Genomic DNA, 17,463 nt, shown 5'->3' on the forward strand with positions numbered 1-17,463 from the left:
TCGGAACGGACGATTGAGCACCCCGGGGTTGTCCCTAGCATCGGCCTCGTTCAAGATGAACTTATCCCTGCCCTCTTCCCGAATGAAAGCCAAAGCATGAACGTGTACGAAGCCGTTGCGAGCCGTCGATCGGTGCGCGAATTTCTCGATGCGCCCGTGGCGCCGGACGTCATCCGCCGCGTGCTGCAGGAAGCGTTGCGCGCACCATCGGGCGGCAACCTGCAGCCCTGGCACCTGCACGTGGTGGGCGGCGAGCGGCTCGACGAACTCAAGGCCCTCATGCGCACCCGCGTGCAGGAAATGCCGACCGGCGAAGGCAGCGAATACGACATCTACCCGCGCGAACTCGTCGCGCCCTATCGTGAACGCCGCTTCGCGGTCGGCGAGGCGATGTATGCGCGCCTGGGCATCCCGCGCGAAGACAAGGCCGCGCGCCGCGAATGGTTTGCGCGCAACTACCAGTTCTTCGGCGCGCCGCTCGCCTTGTTCTGTACGGTGGACCGTCGCATGGGGCGGCCGCAGTGGTCCGACCTCGGGATGATGTTGCAGAACGTCATGCTGCTGCTGCGCGCGGAAGGCCTGGACAGCTGCCCGCAGGAATGCTGGGCGATCTATCCGCAGACCATCGGCCGATTCATCGAACTGCCGCCCGAGCGGATGCTGTTCACCGGCATGGCCATCGGGTACGCGGACCGGAGCAAGCCGCTCGATGCGCTGGTGACGGAGCGTGCGCCGCTTGGCGAAGTGGCGCAGTTCATCGGCATCTGACCGGCCCTCGGCCGATTGGCGGAGGTGCAAATGGAACGATGTCCCGCTAATATCGCCCCGCCCATCTGGGTGGAGGAGACAAAAAAATGCCCGCGATACTGCACCTTTCCAGCCTTCGTCTTGCCCTGTTTGCCCTGCTGCCGTTCGCGCTCGCGTCATGCGGCGGAGGCGGAGGCGGCGGCGGCGGTGGCTTCTCGTTCTTTCCATTTCCGCCGGGCGACAGCAATCCGCCGCCCGCGGCCGAAGCGAAGTACATGGTGGGCGGCAGTGTCAGCGGCCTGCTCGGCAGCGGCCTGGTATTGCAACTGGCCGGCTCGGCCGACGTGACCGTTGCGGCGGATGGCAACTTCGTCTTCAGCGAGAAGCGCGCCAAGGGCACGAGCTATGCAGTAAGCGTCAAGCAGCAGCCGGCCACCCCTGCCCAGACCTGCACGGTGAACAACGCCGCCGGGACCATCGGCGATGCCGACGTCGCCAATGTGGCGGTGGTCTGCGCCACCACGAGCCAAAAGGTGAGCGTCACGGTCACGAACCTCGACACGGCCGGCGGCCTTGTGCTGCAGAACAACGCGGGCGACGACCTCGCCGTGAACGCCAACGGCACCTTCAGCTTCACGACGCCGGTAGCGGTCGGTGCCGACTACGGCGTGACGGTGAAAACGCAGCCCGCCGCGCTCCAGGTGTGCATTGCGAAGCAGGCGTTCGGCACTGTGACCGCAGCGCCCATCGCTGCGGTGACGGTTGCCTGCACGACGCCGGGGGCCGACCGCTTCGCCTTCACCGCCAACGAGGGCTCGAGCAATGTGTCGATGTACACCGTTCTGGCCAATGGCAGCCTGTCGAATATCGGCAACTTCCCGGTGGGCGGGACGCCGCAGCATGTGACAACGCATCCTTCGAAGCCGTACGTCTATGCCAGCAACATCTCCGGCGCCACCAGGGGCGTCATCCAGTACACCATCGACACCAGCACCGTCCCCACGGGCACGCTGACGCAGCAGCGCACCATCACCGCCGGTGTCGGAACGAGCCCGCTCTTCGTCGGCATCGCGCCCAACGGCCTGCATGCCTATGTGATCGGAGACGGGATGCTGCGCAGCCTCGACGTCGACGCCAATACCGGTGAACTCACCGGCGGCACGGCCATTGCCGGTGGCAGCAACCGCAAGATCGGCCTCGACCCGCAGGGTCGCTTCGCTTTCGTGGTCAGTGGCAGCTCCCTGAACACGTTCCGCCTGGACCCGAACACGGGGTCACCGATCTCGCCACCCGCGTCTGTCACGCTGCCCGCCAACAGCGGACTCACCGACATCGCCATCGAGCCTACCGGCCGCTTCGCCTATGCAAACGCCGGCATCAATCCCGGCACGCTGCTCGCCTACTCGATCGACGCAACCACGGGCGCGCTGACCCAGATCGGCTCGATCCCCACTGGCAACACGCCCTTTGGCATGGCAATCGATCCGAGCGGCCGCTTCCTGTATGCGGCAAACAGAAACTCCAACAACGTCTCGGCATACAGCATCGACCCACGAACCGGCGCGCTCACGCCGGTGCCGGGCCAGCCTTTCGCGGCGGGCAACGTGCCCAACTCCGTGACCGTGGACCGCACGGGCCGCTTCGCCTACACGGCCAACCAGGCCGACAACACGATCACCGTCTTCACGATCGACAGGACGACCGGTGCACTCGGTACGGGCGTCAACTTCCCGTCCCTGGGCATGGGGCCTCAGTTCCTCGCGCTCTCGAGATAACGCGGCGCGCCGGTGCGGAACGGATCGTGCTAGACGGGAAGGACCTCTTCCAGGCCTCCTCCCCTCATGCTCATCGCCCAGATCTCCGACCCCCACGTCCGCCCCGCCGGCCAGCTCTACCAGGGCGTGGTCGATTCGAACCGGATGTTCGAAGAAGCCATCGCCCACCTGCACGGGCTCGACCGGCGGCCCGACCTGGTGTTGCTGACGGGCGACCTGGTCGATGAAGGACGGCCCGAGGAATACGCGCAGGTCCGCCGCCTGCTCGCGCAGCTCTCGATTCCGCACCTCGTCATCCCCGGCAACCACGACCACCGCGAGAACTTCCGCGCCGCCTTCGCGGACCACGCCTATCTGCCCGCCACAGGCGCGCTGCACTACTGCGTCGACGCGCACCCGGTGCGCATCGTCGCGCTCGACTCGTGCATTCCCGGACTCCACCACGGGCACGTCGACGCCGAAGGCCTCGCATGGCTGCAGCGCACGCTCGAAGCCGACCGCAAGAAGCCGACGCTGCTGATGCTGCATCACCCGCCGTTCACCAGCGGCATTCCATACATGGACAGCTACCGGTACATCGACACGGCGCCGCTCGAAGCCATCGTGCGAAGCGCAGGCAACATCGAGCTCGTGCTCTGCGGACATGTGCACCGCACGATGCTCAAGCGCTGGGCGGGCACGGTCGTCTGTTCGTGCCCGAGCAGCACGACCGAGATCGCCCTGCAACTCGCGCCCGATGCGGCGCCCGCGTCCTACCTGGGGCGACCGGGCTGCATGCTGCATCTGTGGGATGAGGCAGAGGGCATGGTGAGCCATGTGAGTCACATCGGAAGGATGGACGGGCCGTATCCGTTTGCGTGACACCGCCGCGCACGAATTCGCATGCTCGCTCATGCTTGCGAGCGGCATCGGGCGGCGGCGATCCATTCGATCAACCCGCAAGCGCGACATGCCCCTGCGGCAGAATCCGCGCACCAACGCGGCTCCGCGGCGGATCACCAGCACAGGCATTGCACCATGGGCTTCAGCATCTACTACACCGCGAAGCGGGCCACGCCGCTGACCCCCACCGAAGTGCAGCGCATCGACGCGATCGTGCAGTCGTTCGAGGTCACCGCCGAGATCGAGCGCTACGCCCACACGGGCAAGGGCCTCAATTGGGAAAGCTTCACGCTGTACGAGGCATCGCGGCTCACCGGTGAAGATGTGCTGTCGGGTGCCACGGCCCTTCCCGACAACAAGGCCTTCGCCATGCACAAGGGCGGGCGTCACTGGGTCGATTGCCTCAACCGAATCCGCCGTGAAGTGCTCGCCGATGCGACGTGGAGCGTGCAGATCGAAGACGACGAACTGCTGTGGGACGACAAGCACGGCTGGCACGACAAGGCATCCGATGGACTCGCATCGCTGTGGCTCGGCTGCCTGCTGAGTTCGCCGTTCCGGTTGTTCGCCCGCAGCGCGTGAACCCACGATGAACAACGCAGCCGATTTCCACACGCAGGAAGACGACGTGTTCGGCCGCATCGCCGGACGCTACGACCTGCTGTCTGACCTCTTCAGCTTCGGCATCCATCGGCTGTGGAAGCGAAGAGTGGCGGCAATCATCACGCGGGAGCCTTGGACCGATCTCCTGGATGTCGCTGCAGGCACGGGCGATGTCGTGCTGAAAGTGGCACGGCGCCAGGGCCTGCGATCCGGCCAGAAGATCGTCGCCTCGGACATCAGCCCGCAGATGCTCGCCATCGCGCGCCGGCGTGCCACGCAGCTGAAGGTGCCGGTCGAGTTCCGAGTGCTCGATGCACACGCGATGCCGGGCGTCGCGGACAACAGCGTCGACCTCTATTCCATCTCGCTGGGCCTCAAGATCTGCGAGCGAAAGCTGGCGCTGCGGGAAGCGCTCCGCGTGCTGAAACCGGGTGGCCGCTTCATCGCGCTCGAGGCATCCAACATCTCGGTGCGCTGGCTTCACCGGGCCTACCTCGGCTACATGGCCGTGTGCATGCCTGTCATCGGATGGGCCGCGACCGGCGGCGATGCCTCGGCCTACCGCTACCTGCTCAAGGGCATCCAGGATTTCCCCACGGCCGAAGGGCTGGCCGCGGAGCTCCGGGAGATGGGCTTCGCGGACGTCTCGTTCGAGCGGCTGTCGCTCGGGATCGTGGCGATCCATACCGCGCGCAAGCCCTTCGGACCGCGCCCCTGACTGCTACCTTCGGTATCGCCAGACGATACCTTTTGCCTTTGCGGCATCGGCGGACAAGTTGCGCCGTTACAGTCGCCGCGCCCGATTTTTCCGTCTGGAATCACCCGGGCCCCACCCGCCCCCGATCCTGCGCCGCCCCTCCGGTGCCTCGGGCGAACGCGAACGCAGACACCTGAAGCCCCCCATGTCGCTGGTCAAGAAAGCAATCGAAGAACACAAGGCCGCGATCGCTGCGCGTGCCGCCAGCAAGGCCGCTGCCGCCATCAACACGCAGGTCGCGCGCGAAGCGTTTCTCTCGGATTTCAAGACACGGGTCGAAGCGGGCGTGAGGCCGCTGCTCGACGCCTTCGTCGCGGACCTCGTCGCCTCGCGGCACGATGCGCTCGTCGACGACGATCTCGCCAACCCCTACAAGCCCTACATCTCGGTGCGCTTCTCGCCGGTCGCCGGCGTGAGGCTTGAAGACCTCGCTTCGCGGGAATCGGTCTTCACGCTGCGCGCCTTCGCGGCAACGCGGCAGGTGCACCACGTGTCTTCCTACGACCAGCGCTCGGGCGAACACGGCGTCACGCACGAGGCGCTGGGCATCGAGTCGGTGAATCCGTCGCGCGTCGAGCGGGGTTTCGAGGAGTGCCTGCGGGCCGCGCTGAAGGCCTGGCACGCCTGAGCGCGCGAACGGGCCGGCCGCGCCTGCTTGCATCGGACCGAGTTTCGGCCAACAGTGATGGGCCGCCCCACTCACGGAGGTTCACGCGATGGATGAAGACCTCGATGCATTCACCCGCGACGCGCTCGTCGCCGAGGTCCGCAAGCTGCGCGCCGCCATCAGGCAACACCGCGATTCGAGCGGCCACGACCTGTGCTGGCACCACCCCGGTCTCTGGGCGCTGCTGCCCGACAAGCGCGACCCGAGTTTCATCGTGCCCGACTGGCCGCAGTTCATGCGCGGCTGCGTGCGCTACCGGCAATCGCTCGACGCGCAGGCGCCCGGTGCGCCGCGCACGCAGGCCGAGTTCGACGACCGTTCGCAGCCATCGTCCGCAGGACGCGTGATCACGCGCCGTAGAGCACGAACCCGGCCCAGTAAGCCGGCCGGCGCAGCTTCTCGCCGTGCTCGCCGCTCGCGAACGCCCGCTTCGTGCCGGCGAGCGCCTGCTGCGTCGGCTCGCCGGCGTTGAGCCGCCGGAAGAATGCTTCCATGAAGCGCGCGGTGCTCTCGTCGCTCACCGGCCACAGCGTCATCACCGTGCTGGTGTTGCCCGCCATGTAGAGCGCGTAGGGCAAGCCCATCACGCCCTCGCCATGAACGACTTTGCCGACACCGGTGTCGCAGGCGGACATCACCACCAGGTCGCTGCGCAGCGTGTAGGCGGGCCACTCCGCCGCCGTGACGTAGCCGTCGAGCGTGGGCGGATTGCCGACCTGCCCGAGCACCAGCGCGCTCAGCGCGGGCACCGAGGTGCTCAGATAGCCGTGCACCGAGAACAGGAGGCGCCGGTAGCGGGCGAGCTGGCCCGAGCCGTCCATGTCGAGGAGCTTGCGCTCGGTGGCATTGCCGCCGGTCACGACATCGACGCGGCCCCGGTCGACGGCGCGCCGCACCGCATCGATCTCGCGCGCCGTGCCCGGCAGGTTGTCCCAGGTGCTCTCGCGCAGCAGCGCGATCGCTTCGTCGACACCCTCGTCGCTGTCGGCAATCGACTGCGCCGCAGCCTCGCGGTCGACCACGCCCGGCGCCGCCGAACGCGAGCTCGCCCGCGCGCCGTCGCCGGCGGCGCTGTAGACCGGATTGCCGAAGGCCAGCAGCGCTCGACGCGAAGGCAGCTTTGCATAGGCCTCCCTGCGCGACGCGAGCGCTGCGAGCATCGACAGCGACTGGATGTAGCTCAGCTCGCGCGTGCCGGCCATCGGCCGGCCGTCGAACGGCAGTGCTTCGAAGGGCAGCAGCGCCAATGCCGCATCGGGCGCGACGACGATCTTGTCATGCGAGCGGATCAGCGCCGCCATGGGCTCGAGCAGTTGCGCCGACAGCAGCGCGCCCAGCGGCGCCGCGTCGTCCACGGCGACCGCGCCGGGCGCGGGCGGCTTGTCGCGCAGGCCGAGGCGATAGCTGCCCGGCCCCGTCTGCCACACCGCCTGCTGCGGCTCGAGCGCATCGCCCGAGAGCTTGCGAAAGGCCTCGACGGTGGCCGCGAGATCGGGTGCCGGGGCGAGCTCGGAGGCATGGCGCAGTCCGCTGCGGTCCACCGCAAAGGCCATGACCCGCGCGCCGTCCACGAGATAGCTGATGAAGAGCGTGTCGGCGGGCAGCAGGCGGCGCGCATCGGCCAGCGTGGCCTTCGGCGCTTCGGCCAGTTGCCGGTACTTGGGATAGCGGGCGCGCAGGCGCGTCTGCAGGTCGGCGTAGGCACGCACGACGATGTTGCGCTCCGACTCCAGCTGCTGGCGGCGGTCGGCCTGGCCTGCGGCCGCGTCGATGTTGCGGTCCAGCGCGGCGAGCCTGGCCTCATGCAGCGCGATGGCCTTCTGCGCGTCGGCCGGCAGCGCGCCGGAGCGGTTAGCGCGCTGCAGCGCCATGCCCTCGAGCAGCGTGCGCGCCTTCGACAGCTCGGCCAGCTCGAACGCGCGATCGGCCTCCCCGCCGCGCAGGCTCGCGAGCGCGTAGTGGCGGTAGCCCTCCACATAGCGCTCGAACAGCGTGCGGCGGCTCTTCGGGCTCAGCCCGTGCTGCGCGCGAAGCGATTCGACGTGCGCGACATACGCCGGCAGAAAAGGCCGCACGCTGTCGAGCTCGTCGGCCTGCAGGGCCGCGCTCATGCGGTCGATCAGCGCGAGCAGCGTCTCGGGGTGCGCATCGCCCAGCAGGCGCACATAGCCCTCGTGGGCCTGCGTCAGAAGCACCAGCGCGCCGGCCGCATCGCCGGCGGACAGCCGCGCCCTGCCCGCGCTGCGCAGCGCCGCCAGCGTCAGCGGGTGCATCTCGCCCATGACCTCGCGGCGCATCTGCAGCGCCTCGCCGGTCACGCGCACCGCCTCCGCGTGGTCGCCTTGCGCATCGAGCACGCTCGCATGCACGTTCATTGCATAGAGCGTCTCGGGATGGCGCGCACCGCGCAGGCCCGAGAGCGTGTCCCACGCCTGCTGCGAAAGCGCGCGCGCCTCGCCCAGGCGGCCTGCGCGCCGCAAGTCGATGGCCAGCGCGCTCGCCGCATATTGGGTGCGCGGATGCGCGGGGCCGAAGGTGCGGCGCGCGAGGTCGTGGCCCTGCTGCGAAAGGCTCTGGGCCTCGCGCGTCCGCGACAGCATGCCGTAGGTGGCGGCGAGGCTGCCGAGCGAGCTCAGCGTATCGGGCGCAGCCGGGCCGAGCGCCGTCTGGCGCGCACGATAGACCGCTTCGTGCGCGATGAGCGCATCGGCGTACTGCCCGAGGTCGGTGTAGTTGGCCGCCACCGAGTTGCGAAAGCGCAAGGTGGTCGGATCGTTCGCACCCCAGCGCGCCTCGGCTTCGCCCGCGAGTTCGCGCGAGAGCGCGAGCGCCTCGGCGTAGCGCCCCGCCTGTCCCAGCGCCACGCCGAGGTTGTGGCGCGCAACCAGCGTGTTGCGCGCGCCCGCCCCCTGCGTCTGGAGCGTCTTGCGCGCAACCGCCTCCTGCACCGCGATCGCCTCCTGGCAGCGGCCGACCTTGCACAGCTGAAGCGCCCATGCGTTCTGCGCGGCGAGTGCGGCGTTGGCGTCTTCGCCCCAGAACGCGCGGCGTGCGTCGCGCCGCTTTTCGAGCCAGCGCAATTGCGCTTCGTCGTCGGCGCGCAGCTCGCTGTTGTCGATGAGCCGGCCGAGCACGAGGTCCTCGGCCAGGTAGCGCTGCATCGGGTCCTTCGCATTCGGCGACGCGCCGTCGATGGCGCCGAGCGCGCTTTCCAGCGTGCGCCCCGCGTCGGCGAACCGGCCCTGAGCGCTCGTTGCCTCGGCCTCTTCGAGTTGCTGGCGCACGCTCGCGAACTCGCCGGCGAGGATGCGCAGCGGGTCCGGCGCGGCAGGCGCGCGCGTGCCGCCCGCGGAGGCCGATGCAGCCGCAGGCGCCGTTGTTTTCTCTTGGGCCGAAGCACCGATGAAGCTTGCGGGAATCAGCAGAAGTAGCGCGACAACACCGTTTCTCGTTAGCATCGATATCGGACGAATTGCAGTGAAAAAAGTATAGGAGCGACATGTCGCCCCTCCTCCTACGAAGATCCGTAGTCACACATCCAGTCATGACAATTTCCAGGCTCTCCACACCCGCCGCCCTGCTCTGCCTTTTCGTCGCCACGCAGAGTGCGGCCTTCAACCTCATCACCGAAGACGAAGCGCGCCTGCCATCGGCCTACCAGGAAGGCAAGCGCGCCGGACTCACCCGCGGCCCGGGCATCGACGTGGCAAGCCCCGCCGGCACCGTGCAGAAAAACGGCGTTGCGCTGAAGGTGCAGTTCAAGTCGCGCGGCGGCGTCGCGATCGATCCGAAGACGGTGCGCGTGGTGTACATGAAGAACCCCGCCGTCGATCTCACCGATCGCATCCGCACGCATGTGAGCGGCACCGGCATCGAGTTGGACGGCGCGCAGGTGCCAACCGGCGCGCATCAGCTGCGCGTGGAAGTCGGCGACGCCGAGGGCCGCGTCAGCAGCAAGCTCGTGGACTTCAACGCGCAGTGAGCGACAGGCCCAAGCTCGCCGCCGCGGCGCCCGCGCCCGCGTCCGATGCCGCGCTGGTGTCGTGCCCCTACTGCACGGAGAAGATCGCCGTCGCCGCCATCGTCTGCAAGCACTGCCATCGCGACCTCGTCTTCTTCATGCCGCTGCAGCGCGACATCCAAGCGCTGAAGTCGCGCGTGGAAAGCCTCGAGGCGCAGAACCAGCGGCTCACCGCGCTGCTGGTCGCCGACGATGCAGCTGCCGTGGTGGCGCGCGCCGGGCCGGCGGTGCCCGCCGCTACCGACCGCGATGCCGCGCCGGGCGTTGTGGCGATCGTGGGTTTCCTGCTGCTCCCGGTCGCACTGCTGGTGCTCGCGCATGCCGCGATCGTCATGTGGCTCGATCTCTCGCAGGTGTACCTGCGCATCGTGTCGGTCGCACTTCCCGCGTGCATGGGTTTCGCGATGTCGGCGCGCTTTCGCGTGCGCCTCGCGTGGCAGTGGCCGATGGCCGCGGCCATCGGCGCGATCGCGGTCACGCTCATGACCGCCGTGATCGCCTACAGCGACGACCAGCCGCTGGCGCCGCAGGATGCGCGCGAGTGGCGCGAAGTCACCTACTACGTGCTGAGCATCGCCTTCGGGCACATGACGGGCATCCTCGCCGCGCTCGCGGTCTTCCACCGACGCAACAACGCGATGGAGCGCCTGTCGGTGCGGCTGGCTGCCGCCCTGACCGCGGGCACGCCGAAGCAGGGGCGCGCGCAGAAACTCAAGCGCTATACCGAATCGATCCGCGAATTCATCACGCTGGTCACGCCGATCCTTACCGCCCTGGTGTCGATCGCCACGGGCGTGCTGAGCCTCATGAAGAAGTGAGCTGCGGCCTCAGAGCCGCTCGATGATCGTCACGTTCGCCATGCCGCCGCCTTCGCACATCGTCTGCAGCCCATAGCGCTTGCCGCGCTGCGCGAGCGCATGGACCAGCGTGGTCATCAGCTTGGTGCCCGAGGCGCCCAGCGGATGGCCCAGCGCGATCGCGCCGCCGTTCACGTTCAGGCGCTCCGGGTCGGCACCCAGGGCCTGCAGCCAGGCCAGCGGCACCGGCGCGAAGGCCTCGTTGACCTCGTACAGGTCGATGTCCTCGATCTTCATGCCGGCCTTCTTCAAGGCACGCTGCGTCGCGGGCAACGGCGCCTCCAGCATGATCACCGGGTCGTGCCCCATCACGCTCATGTGGTGGATGCGCGCGAGCGGCTTCACGTCCAGCGCCTTGAGCCCGCGCTCGTTGACCACCATCACGCCGCTCGCGCCGTCGCAGATCTGGCTCGCGGTGGCCGCGGTGCAGCGGCCGCCTTCGGCAATGAGCTTCACGCCCGCGATGCTCTCCAGCGTGGCGTCGTAGCGGATGCCTTCGTCGGTGGTGTGCATGTCGCCGGGCTCGGTGCCGTCGTTCAGGCGCGCGGCCACGGACACGATCTCGGCGTCGAACAGGCCCGCCTTCGTCGCCGCGATGGCATTGCGGTGACTGCGCAGCGCGTAGGCGTCGAGCTCGGCTTTCTCGATGCCGTAGTTCCTCGCGATCATCTCGGCGCCGGTGAACTGGCTGAACTGGATGTCGGGGTAGCGCTTCTGCATCAGCGGGCTCACGTAGAAGCCCAGGCCGTTCTTCATCGGCAGGATGTTGGGCGTGCCCATGGGCACGCGCGTCATGCTCTCGACGCCGGCGGCGATCACGATGTCCATGCTGCCCGACATCACGGCCTGCGCCGCGAAGTGCAGCGCCTGCTGCGACGATCCGCACTGCCGGTCGACCGACGTGGCCGGCACCGACTCGGGCAGGCGCGAGGCCAGCACCGCGTTGCGTGCGATGTTCGAGGCCTGCTCGCCCACTTGGCCGACGCAGCCCATGATGACGTCCTCGACCTGCGCGGGATCGACGTCGGTGCGCTCGACCAGCGCATCGAGCACCTGCGCGGCGAGGTCGGCGGGGTGCCAGCCGGACAGGCGGCCGTTGCGGCGGCCGCCTGCGGTGCGGGCGGCGGCGACGATATAGGCTTCGGGCATTCGGGTCTCCAGTCGTTGGTTTGCGAAAAGATTGTCTTACCGCGGCGCCATGCGGATGGCCCCATCCAGCCGCACGCTCTCCCCGTTGAAATAGCCGTTCGTGATCATCAGCTCGGCCAGCGTCGCGTACTCCGCCGGATTGCCCAGGCGCTTGGGAAACGGCACCGATGCCGCGAGCGCTGCCTTCACGTTGTCGGGCGCGCCCTGCAGCAACGGCGTGTCGAAGATGCCCGGCAGGATCGTGTTCACGCGGATGCCCTCGCTCATCAGGTCGCGCGCAATGGGCAGCGTCATGCCGACGATGCCGGCCTTCGACGCTGTGTAGGCCGCCTGCCCCATCTGCCCGTCCTGCGCCGCCACCGAGGCGGTGTTGACGATGGCGCCGCGCTCGCCGTCCTGCAGCGCATCGAGCGTCAACATGCCGGCGGCCGACTTGGCAATGCAGCGGAAGGTGCCCACGAGGTTGATCTGGATGATGCGGTCGAAGTTGGCGAGCGGAAAGTGCTTGATCTCGCCCGTGGCCTTGTCGCGGCTCGCGGTCTTCACCGCGTTGCCGGTGCCCGCGCAGTTGACCAGCACCCGCTCCTGCCCGTGCGCCGCGCGGGCCTTGGCGAAGGCGGCGTCGACCTGCTCTTCGGAGGTGACATCGACCTTGCAGAACACGCCGCCCAGTTCCTTGGCGAGCGCCTCGCCCTGCGCCGCGTTGAGGTCGAACAGCGCGACCTTCACGCCGTGGCTGGCCAGGCGGCGCGCGGTGGCGGCGCCCAGGCCCGAGGCGCCGCCGGTGACGACGGCGGAAATACTGGCATCGAGTTGCATCTTGGCTTGTCTCCGGAAGGTTGTTCTAAAACCAGTTTAGGCAGCAGAATCACCCGCCGGAATCGTCGGAAGCGACGGAATTTCAAGGCGCTCACACCCCGTTTGCGATGCCTTCTCCTGCTTCTCCACCGCCGCCCTCCCTCCGGATTCTCGAGACCAAGCTCAACCCGCCGGCCTTCGTCGCCACGCAGGTGCCGCGCACCGCCATCGGCGAGGCGATTGCCGCGGCCGGCGTGAAGCTGGTGCTCGTGCGTGCGCCGGCCGGCTTCGGCAAGACCACCGCCATGGCGCAGATCCGCGAGCGCATGGAGGCGCAGGGCACCGCCACCGCCTGGCTCACGCTGGACCGCGCCGACAACGACGTCTCGCGCTTTCTCAACTGCCTGGCCGAGGCCGCGCAGCGCCTGGGCGTGGAAGAGCCCCGCGCCAACGGCCCCTTCGACGCCGTCGCCGCGCTGGCCGCGCACGACGCGCCCTTCACCCTGTTCCTGGACGACTTCGAAGTGGTGCAGGAGCCCGCCGTGCTCGGCCTCGTGCGCGAGATCATCGAACAGCTGCCGCGCCGCGGGCAGATCGTGATCGGCTCGCGCAGCCTGCCCGACCTGAGCCTGGGCCGGCTGCGCGCGCGCGGCCAGTTGATGGAGATCGACACCGACCGCCTCCGCTTCACGCTGGAAGAAACCAGCGCCTTCTTCGGACTGCGGCAGGCCCATGCATCGCAAGCCTTGCAGACGCTGCCGGCCGACCTGCTCTCGCAACTGCACCGAAAGACCGAGGGCTGGGTGGCCGCCATCTGGCTCGCGTCGATGGCGCTGGAGCGGCACGGCACCGAGACCGGTTTTGTCGAGCGCTTCTCGGGTTCCGACCGCGCGGTGGCCGAGTACCTGGCCGAAGACGTGCTCGCGCACCAGCCCAAGGACATTCGCGACTTCCTGCTGCGCACCAGCATCCTTCGCCAGCTCGATGCCTCGGTGTGCCAGGCGCTCAACCCGCGCATCGATTGCGCGGCCATCCTGGAACAACTGGCCGCGGCCAATCTTTTCTTGACGCCCGTGAGCGGCGACGGCCGCGCGTGGCGCTATCACAGCCTGTTCGCCGACTTCCTGCGTGCGCAGCTCGCGCGGGAGCAGCCCGGCGAGATCGAGCGGCTGCACCTCGCGGCCTCGGGCTGGTACGAATCGCACGACCGACCCGTGCCCGCCATCGACCATGCGATCGAAGGCGGCGACCATCCGCATGCGCTGACGCTGCTCGACAGCTACGCGGGACAGTTCCTCGAACAGGGCCGCATGCGCATGCTTGCGCGCTGGTTCTCCGCCATTCCCGAACACCAGCTGCGCGCGCACCCGTTCCTGCAACCCATCGCGTTGTGGGCCACCTGCTTCACGCACGGGCCGTGGGAGGCGATGCAGATGCTCGAGCAATCGGGCTGCCTCGACAGCGAGATTCCCGCAGTGCGCGCGAGTGCGCACACCCTGGTGCCGCTGCTGCTCGCGATGCAGGACCGGCACGACGAAGCGTACGAAGTGGGCGGCCCCTGCCTTGCACGGCTGCCGACCGGCCTGCCCTTTGCCGACAGCGTGCTGCTCAACGCGATGGCGCACATCCTTGCCGTGCGCGGCGACCAGCGCGAGGCGCAGCGGCTGCTCGATGCCGCGCGGCGCGAGCAGGGCAACAGCACCTTCAACCGCATGTACACCGAGTCGCTCGCAGGCCTGTTCGATCTGCACGAAGGGCGACTGCGGCAGGCGACGGCGCGGCTTCGCATGGCGGTCGATACGACGCATGCCGTGTCCTACAACCACAGCCACGGCAATGCCTGGGCCGGCGTGCTGTACGCCGGCGTGGTGTACGAGTCGAACCAGTTGCCGCAGGCCGATCACCTGCTGAACGTGTACCTGCCGCTCGCGCGCGACGTCGGCCTGCCGGACCACATGATCCTGAGCCATGTGATGCGCTCGCGCATCGCGTTCCACGCGGGCGACATCGACGCGGCCGTCCTGGCGCTGACCGAACTCGAATACCTCGGGCACCACCGGCAACTGCCGCGCGTGGTGGCCGGCGCGAAGCTGGAGCGCTCGCGCATGCTGCTGCTGCAAGGCAACGGGCCCGCGTCACGCGATGAGTTGTTGCGCGCGGACGATCCGGAGCTGTGGGCGCGCGAGCGGCGCCAGCGCCTGCCCGCGCACGACCTTGATTACCTGGCGCTGGCGAAGGCGCGCTGGGACATCGCGTTCGGCGATGCGCGCGCGGCGCTGGCCGTGCTCGATGCCGAGATGCACGCGGCCGTCGCCTCGAACCGCAACCGCCGCGTGCTCAAGCTGCGCGTGCTGCGCGCGATGGCGCTGCAGCGTGCGGGAGACGTCGCGGCCGCAATCGACGAGATCAGCGCCGTGCTGCAGACCGCGAGCCAGGAAGGTTTCATGCGGTTGATCCTCGACGAAGGGCCGGCGGTGGGGATGCTGGTGCAGCGGTATGCGAATGCGGCGGCCCAGGAGGCTGCGGCGTCCCCTTCGACGCGGGGCGATCCGATCCTTGCGGACTATCTGCAGCGGCTTCTGCAGGCGATGGGGCCGATGGCGCCGGTCGATGCGGAGACGGCGCCGGCCGGCGACGGGATCAAGGAGCCGCTGACGCGCAAGGAGATCCGGGTGCTGCAACTGCTGGCGGAGGGGTACTCGAACAATGCGATGGCGGAGAAGTTGTTCGTGTCGGACAGCACAGTGCGCACGCACCTGCGGAATATCAATATGAAGCTGGATGCGAAGAGTCGGACGCAGGCGGTGGCGATTGCGAGGAAATTAGGGGTGATCCGGTAGGTTCCTCGCAGGCGGCCGAGCCGCTGTTACTTCGCCCCGTCGAGAAACCCCCTCACCACCTTCACCGTAGCAGTCGGGTTCTCCTCCATGATCCAGTGCCCCGAATCCGGAATCGACCCTTCCGTCACATCGCTCGCGGCAAACCGCATCACCGTTGCCATCATCGGCCCGAACGATTTCTCCCCGCCCACCGCCAGCACCGGCATCGCGAGCTTGCCCTGCGCCATGAAGACCTTGTTGTCGATCACGTCCTGATCGAAGGCCGCGAACTGCGCAAAGCCCGAGTGCATCGCGCCCGGCCGCGCATACAGCTTGGCGTAGTGCCTGCGGGCGCTTTCCGAAAAGCGCGCCGGGGTTGCCGAGAACTCGTTCCAGAACCGGTCGAGGTAGATCCGCTCGCGACCAGCCACCAGCCGCTCCATGTCCGGCCCGCCGAAGCGGAAGTGCCACAGCAGCGGCGTCTTCAGGATTTCTTCCCACGGCCCCACGCCCGGCAGCGGCGCATCGATGAGCACGAAGCGCGTCACGCGGTCGCGGTATTGGGCGGCGAATGCGTAGCCGACCATGTTGCCGATGTCGTGCGTCACGAGATCGGTGCGGTCGATCTTGAGCGCGTCAAGCAGCAGCGCGATGTCCTTGCCCTGGGTTTTCTTGTCGTAGCCGCCGGCCGGGTGGTCCGACAGGCCCATGCCGCGCAGGTCGGGCACGACGACCGTGTGGTCGCGCGCCAGGTCGGCGGCCATGGGTGCCCACATGTCGCCTGTTTCGCCATAACCATGCAGCAGCGTCACGGCGGGCCCCTTGCCGCCGACGCGGACATGGAGCGTCGCGCCGTTGACGCTGATGTTCTGCGTCTTGAAGCCTGCCGGGAACGCCGGGAAGGGCGAAACCTGCGCATGGACCGTCGTGGCGGCGAAACCTGCGGTGAGCAGGGCGAAGACGGTCAGGAGCGATTTGATTTGGATCATCCGCCGATGGTGTTCCTTTACGGCCCGAATAGATAGGAATGAATCCGGCGCCGGCCCCACCCCACCGAGCCACCTCAGGACTACGGAAATCGGTGATACCGCCACCCCCGCGCAATCCCTAGCATCGTTGGCAGAACAGCCAACCCGCCAGGGAGCCCCCCAGCAGAAATGCTGAACAAAGCAGCGCGTCCGAAGAAATGCCCAGAGGTATCCCCAACCCCGCCGCCATGTACGGCATCGCCCCTCGCCCCTGGGGCTACGAAGTCTCGCTCGTGCGCAACGGCACCCGTTACTACCGGCAATTCGGCAAGGCCAGCTACGGCGGCCTGGAACAGGCGCTGCTGCAGGCGCAGGACTGGCGCGACGAAGTGGTACGCAGCGTGCCGCCGGTGGCGCGGCGCACGCGGGCCGAGAAACTGCGGGCCAACAACACCACGGGCGTCTCCGGCGTCTTCTGCCAGGTCGCGTCCGGTGGACGGGTGCGGGCATGGGTCGCTAAAACCTACATCGGGCAGGACGAGATCCTGCGCACCGACTTTCCGGTCGATGCGGTGGGCAGCGGCGCGCTGGCGCTCGCCATCGAGGAGCGCGAAAAGCAACTGACCCGCATGTCGGGCCTGGCGCGCCTGCATCCCGCCGAAGAAGCGATCCGGCAGGGCCTGACGGTGCAGCCGCCGGGGCCGCGTGTTGCCAAGCGCACCAAGTCCGAGATCACGCGCATCACCAACTCCAGCGGCGTGAGCGGGGTGCAGTTCAAGATGCCCAACGCGGGCCATCCCGGCTACTGGCTGGCGACCACGTTCACCGCGGGCAAGGGCAGCGTGTGCAAGGCCTTCTCGGTGAAGGAGCACGGCTACGACATGGCCAAGAGCCTCGCCATCGCCGAGCGCGAGCGCCAACTGGCCGAGAAACTGAAGGAAGCCGAGCAGCAGCAACAGGCATCGTCGCCACCCGACCGCTTTCCCGTGCACAGGGCCGCCGGCCAGATGGCCCGGCCATGACGAACCTCAAGCCCCTCCATCAGCTGCTGCGGGTGGCCTCGCATCTGCTCGACCAGGCGGCCACGGAGGTGCGCGAGGCGCAGTTGGAGCCGACCTCCGAGAACGTCGAGCGCATCGGCCGCGCGCTCCTCGAAGTGATGGAAGTGCAGCGCAAGCTCTTCGCGGAGCGGCCCGAGCTGCGGCCCAAGACGCTCGCGGCATCCGACCGGGAGGCCGACGCCAACAAGCTCTTCACCCAGTTCATGCTCGAGGCGCTGGAGCTGGAAGACACGGGCAACACGGTGGCCGCGGTGGAGCGCTACACGCGGTTCATCGGCATCTCGCCTTCGTACCACCACCGCGAGATCGCGCGGGCTGAAATTCGCCGGCTGACCTGAGCGCGCAAGCGCTGTTGCGCC

At 68.3% G+C, this 17,463-nt stretch carries 15 protein-coding genes; 11 read left to right on the forward strand and 4 right to left on the reverse strand.

Features of this window, described 5'->3' with window-relative positions; all coding sequences use genetic code 11:
* The first annotated feature begins 96 nt into the window (after positions 1-96).
* The 6 genes from J2W23_RS13740 (at position 97) to J2W23_RS13765 (ending at position 5,392) form a co-directional block, all read left to right on the forward strand.
* Positions 97-768: a nitroreductase gene (locus J2W23_RS13740; protein WP_307649119.1), complete on the forward strand. Its 672-nt coding sequence runs from the start codon at positions 97-99 to the stop codon at positions 766-768.
* A gap of 86 nt (positions 769-854) precedes the next feature.
* Positions 855-2,522, forward strand: a complete 1,668-nt coding sequence (locus tag J2W23_RS13745) for a lactonase family protein (RefSeq protein WP_307649120.1) — start codon at positions 855-857, stop codon at positions 2,520-2,522.
* 66 nt (positions 2,523-2,588) lie between these two features.
* Positions 2,589-3,383 (forward strand): phosphodiesterase, encoded by a 795-nt coding sequence (locus J2W23_RS13750; protein ID WP_307649121.1) that lies wholly within the window; start codon positions 2,589-2,591, stop codon positions 3,381-3,383.
* A gap of 156 nt (positions 3,384-3,539) precedes the next feature.
* Entirely contained in the window at positions 3,540-3,986 is a 447-nt protein-coding gene (locus J2W23_RS13755; RefSeq protein WP_307649122.1) for a hypothetical protein, read from the forward strand.
* Positions 3,987-3,993: 7 nt separating this feature from the next.
* Entirely contained in the window at positions 3,994-4,725 is a 732-nt protein-coding gene (locus J2W23_RS13760; protein WP_307649123.1) for a ubiquinone/menaquinone biosynthesis methyltransferase, read from the forward strand.
* Between the two features lie 184 nt (positions 4,726-4,909).
* On the forward strand, positions 4,910-5,392 hold the full coding sequence (locus tag J2W23_RS13765; protein WP_307649124.1) for a hypothetical protein: 483 nt from the start codon (positions 4,910-4,912) through the stop codon (positions 5,390-5,392).
* A gap of 386 nt (positions 5,393-5,778) precedes the next feature.
* On the opposite strand, the gene J2W23_RS13770 is transcribed toward J2W23_RS13765, so the two are convergent.
* Positions 5,779-8,889 carry a CHAT domain-containing protein gene (locus J2W23_RS13770; protein ID WP_307649125.1) on the reverse strand — a complete coding sequence of 1,037 codons (3,111 nt, stop codon included), beginning with the start codon at positions 8,887-8,889 and terminating at the stop codon, positions 5,779-5,781.
* A gap of 86 nt (positions 8,890-8,975) precedes the next feature.
* Here J2W23_RS13770 and J2W23_RS13775 point away from each other — a divergent pair, with 86 nt between their 5' ends.
* The gene (locus J2W23_RS13775; protein ID WP_307649126.1) at positions 8,976-9,413 is read left to right on the forward strand and encodes a hypothetical protein; all 438 of its coding nucleotides are present in this window, start codon (positions 8,976-8,978) and stop codon (positions 9,411-9,413) included.
* Complete coding sequence (locus J2W23_RS13780) at positions 9,410-10,270, forward strand: hypothetical protein (protein WP_307649127.1); 861 nt, start codon at positions 9,410-9,412, stop codon at positions 10,268-10,270. The genes J2W23_RS13775 and J2W23_RS13780 overlap by 4 nt, the downstream gene beginning before the upstream one ends.
* A gap of 9 nt (positions 10,271-10,279) precedes the next feature.
* Here the strand turns inward: J2W23_RS13780 and J2W23_RS13785 are convergent, their stop codons facing one another.
* Complete coding sequence (locus J2W23_RS13785) at positions 10,280-11,458, reverse strand: acetyl-CoA C-acetyltransferase (RefSeq protein WP_307649128.1); 1,179 nt, start codon at positions 11,456-11,458, stop codon at positions 10,280-10,282.
* A 36-nt stretch (positions 11,459-11,494) separates the two neighbouring features.
* On the reverse strand, positions 11,495-12,277 hold the full coding sequence (locus tag J2W23_RS13790; protein ID WP_307649129.1) for an SDR family NAD(P)-dependent oxidoreductase: 783 nt from the start codon (positions 12,275-12,277) through the stop codon (positions 11,495-11,497).
* A 107-nt stretch (positions 12,278-12,384) separates the two neighbouring features.
* On the opposite strand from J2W23_RS13790, the gene J2W23_RS13795 reads away from it, so the two are divergent.
* Positions 12,385-15,096 carry a LuxR C-terminal-related transcriptional regulator gene (locus J2W23_RS13795; RefSeq protein WP_307649130.1) on the forward strand — a complete coding sequence of 904 codons (2,712 nt, stop codon included), beginning with the start codon at positions 12,385-12,387 and terminating at the stop codon, positions 15,094-15,096.
* A gap of 26 nt (positions 15,097-15,122) precedes the next feature.
* On the opposite strand, the gene J2W23_RS13800 is transcribed toward J2W23_RS13795, so the two are convergent.
* Positions 15,123-16,055, reverse strand: a complete 933-nt coding sequence (locus tag J2W23_RS13800; protein WP_373423935.1) for an alpha/beta fold hydrolase — start codon at positions 16,053-16,055, stop codon at positions 15,123-15,125.
* A 206-nt stretch (positions 16,056-16,261) separates the two neighbouring features.
* Here J2W23_RS13800 and J2W23_RS13805 point away from each other — a divergent pair, with 206 nt between their 5' ends.
* Both J2W23_RS13805 and J2W23_RS13810 read left to right on the forward strand, forming a co-directional pair.
* On the forward strand, positions 16,262-17,065 hold the full coding sequence (locus tag J2W23_RS13805; protein WP_307649131.1) for an AP2 domain-containing protein: 804 nt from the start codon (positions 16,262-16,264) through the stop codon (positions 17,063-17,065).
* Positions 17,062-17,442 carry a hypothetical protein gene (locus J2W23_RS13810; RefSeq protein ID WP_307649132.1) on the forward strand — a complete coding sequence of 127 codons (381 nt, stop codon included), beginning with the start codon at positions 17,062-17,064 and terminating at the stop codon, positions 17,440-17,442. The genes J2W23_RS13805 and J2W23_RS13810 overlap by 4 nt, the downstream gene beginning before the upstream one ends.
* The last annotated feature ends 21 nt before the right edge of the window (positions 17,443-17,463 follow it).

It is taken from the genome of Variovorax boronicumulans (assembly GCF_030812215.1).
Taxonomy (GTDB): Bacteria; Pseudomonadota; Gammaproteobacteria; order Burkholderiales; family Burkholderiaceae_C; genus Variovorax; species Variovorax boronicumulans_C.

Coding starts and splice junctions, on each gene's coding strand:
- J2W23_RS13740 (WP_307649119.1), top strand. CDS start 97: ATGAACGTGTACGAAGCCGTTGCGAGCCGTCGATCGGTGCGCGAATTT.
- J2W23_RS13745 (WP_307649120.1), top strand. CDS start 855: ATGCCCGCGATACTGCACCTTTCCAGCCTTCGTCTTGCCCTGTTTGCC.
- J2W23_RS13750 (WP_307649121.1), top strand. CDS start 2,589: ATGCTCATCGCCCAGATCTCCGACCCCCACGTCCGCCCCGCCGGCCAG.
- J2W23_RS13755 (WP_307649122.1), top strand. CDS start 3,540: ATGGGCTTCAGCATCTACTACACCGCGAAGCGGGCCACGCCGCTGACC.
- J2W23_RS13760 (WP_307649123.1), top strand. CDS start 3,994: ATGAACAACGCAGCCGATTTCCACACGCAGGAAGACGACGTGTTCGGC.
- J2W23_RS13765 (WP_307649124.1), top strand. CDS start 4,910: ATGTCGCTGGTCAAGAAAGCAATCGAAGAACACAAGGCCGCGATCGCT.
- J2W23_RS13770 (WP_307649125.1), bottom strand. CDS start 8,889: ATGCTAACGAGAAACGGTGTTGTCGCGCTACTTCTGCTGATTCCCGCA.
- J2W23_RS13775 (WP_307649126.1), top strand. CDS start 8,976: ATGACAATTTCCAGGCTCTCCACACCCGCCGCCCTGCTCTGCCTTTTC.
- J2W23_RS13785 (WP_307649128.1), bottom strand. CDS start 11,458: ATGCCCGAAGCCTATATCGTCGCCGCCGCCCGCACCGCAGGCGGCCGC.
- J2W23_RS13790 (WP_307649129.1), bottom strand. CDS start 12,277: ATGCAACTCGATGCCAGTATTTCCGCCGTCGTCACCGGCGGCGCCTCG.
- J2W23_RS13795 (WP_307649130.1), top strand. CDS start 12,385: ATGCCTTCTCCTGCTTCTCCACCGCCGCCCTCCCTCCGGATTCTCGAG.
- J2W23_RS13805 (WP_307649131.1), top strand. CDS start 16,262: ATGCCCAGAGGTATCCCCAACCCCGCCGCCATGTACGGCATCGCCCCT.
- J2W23_RS13810 (WP_307649132.1), top strand. CDS start 17,062: ATGACGAACCTCAAGCCCCTCCATCAGCTGCTGCGGGTGGCCTCGCAT.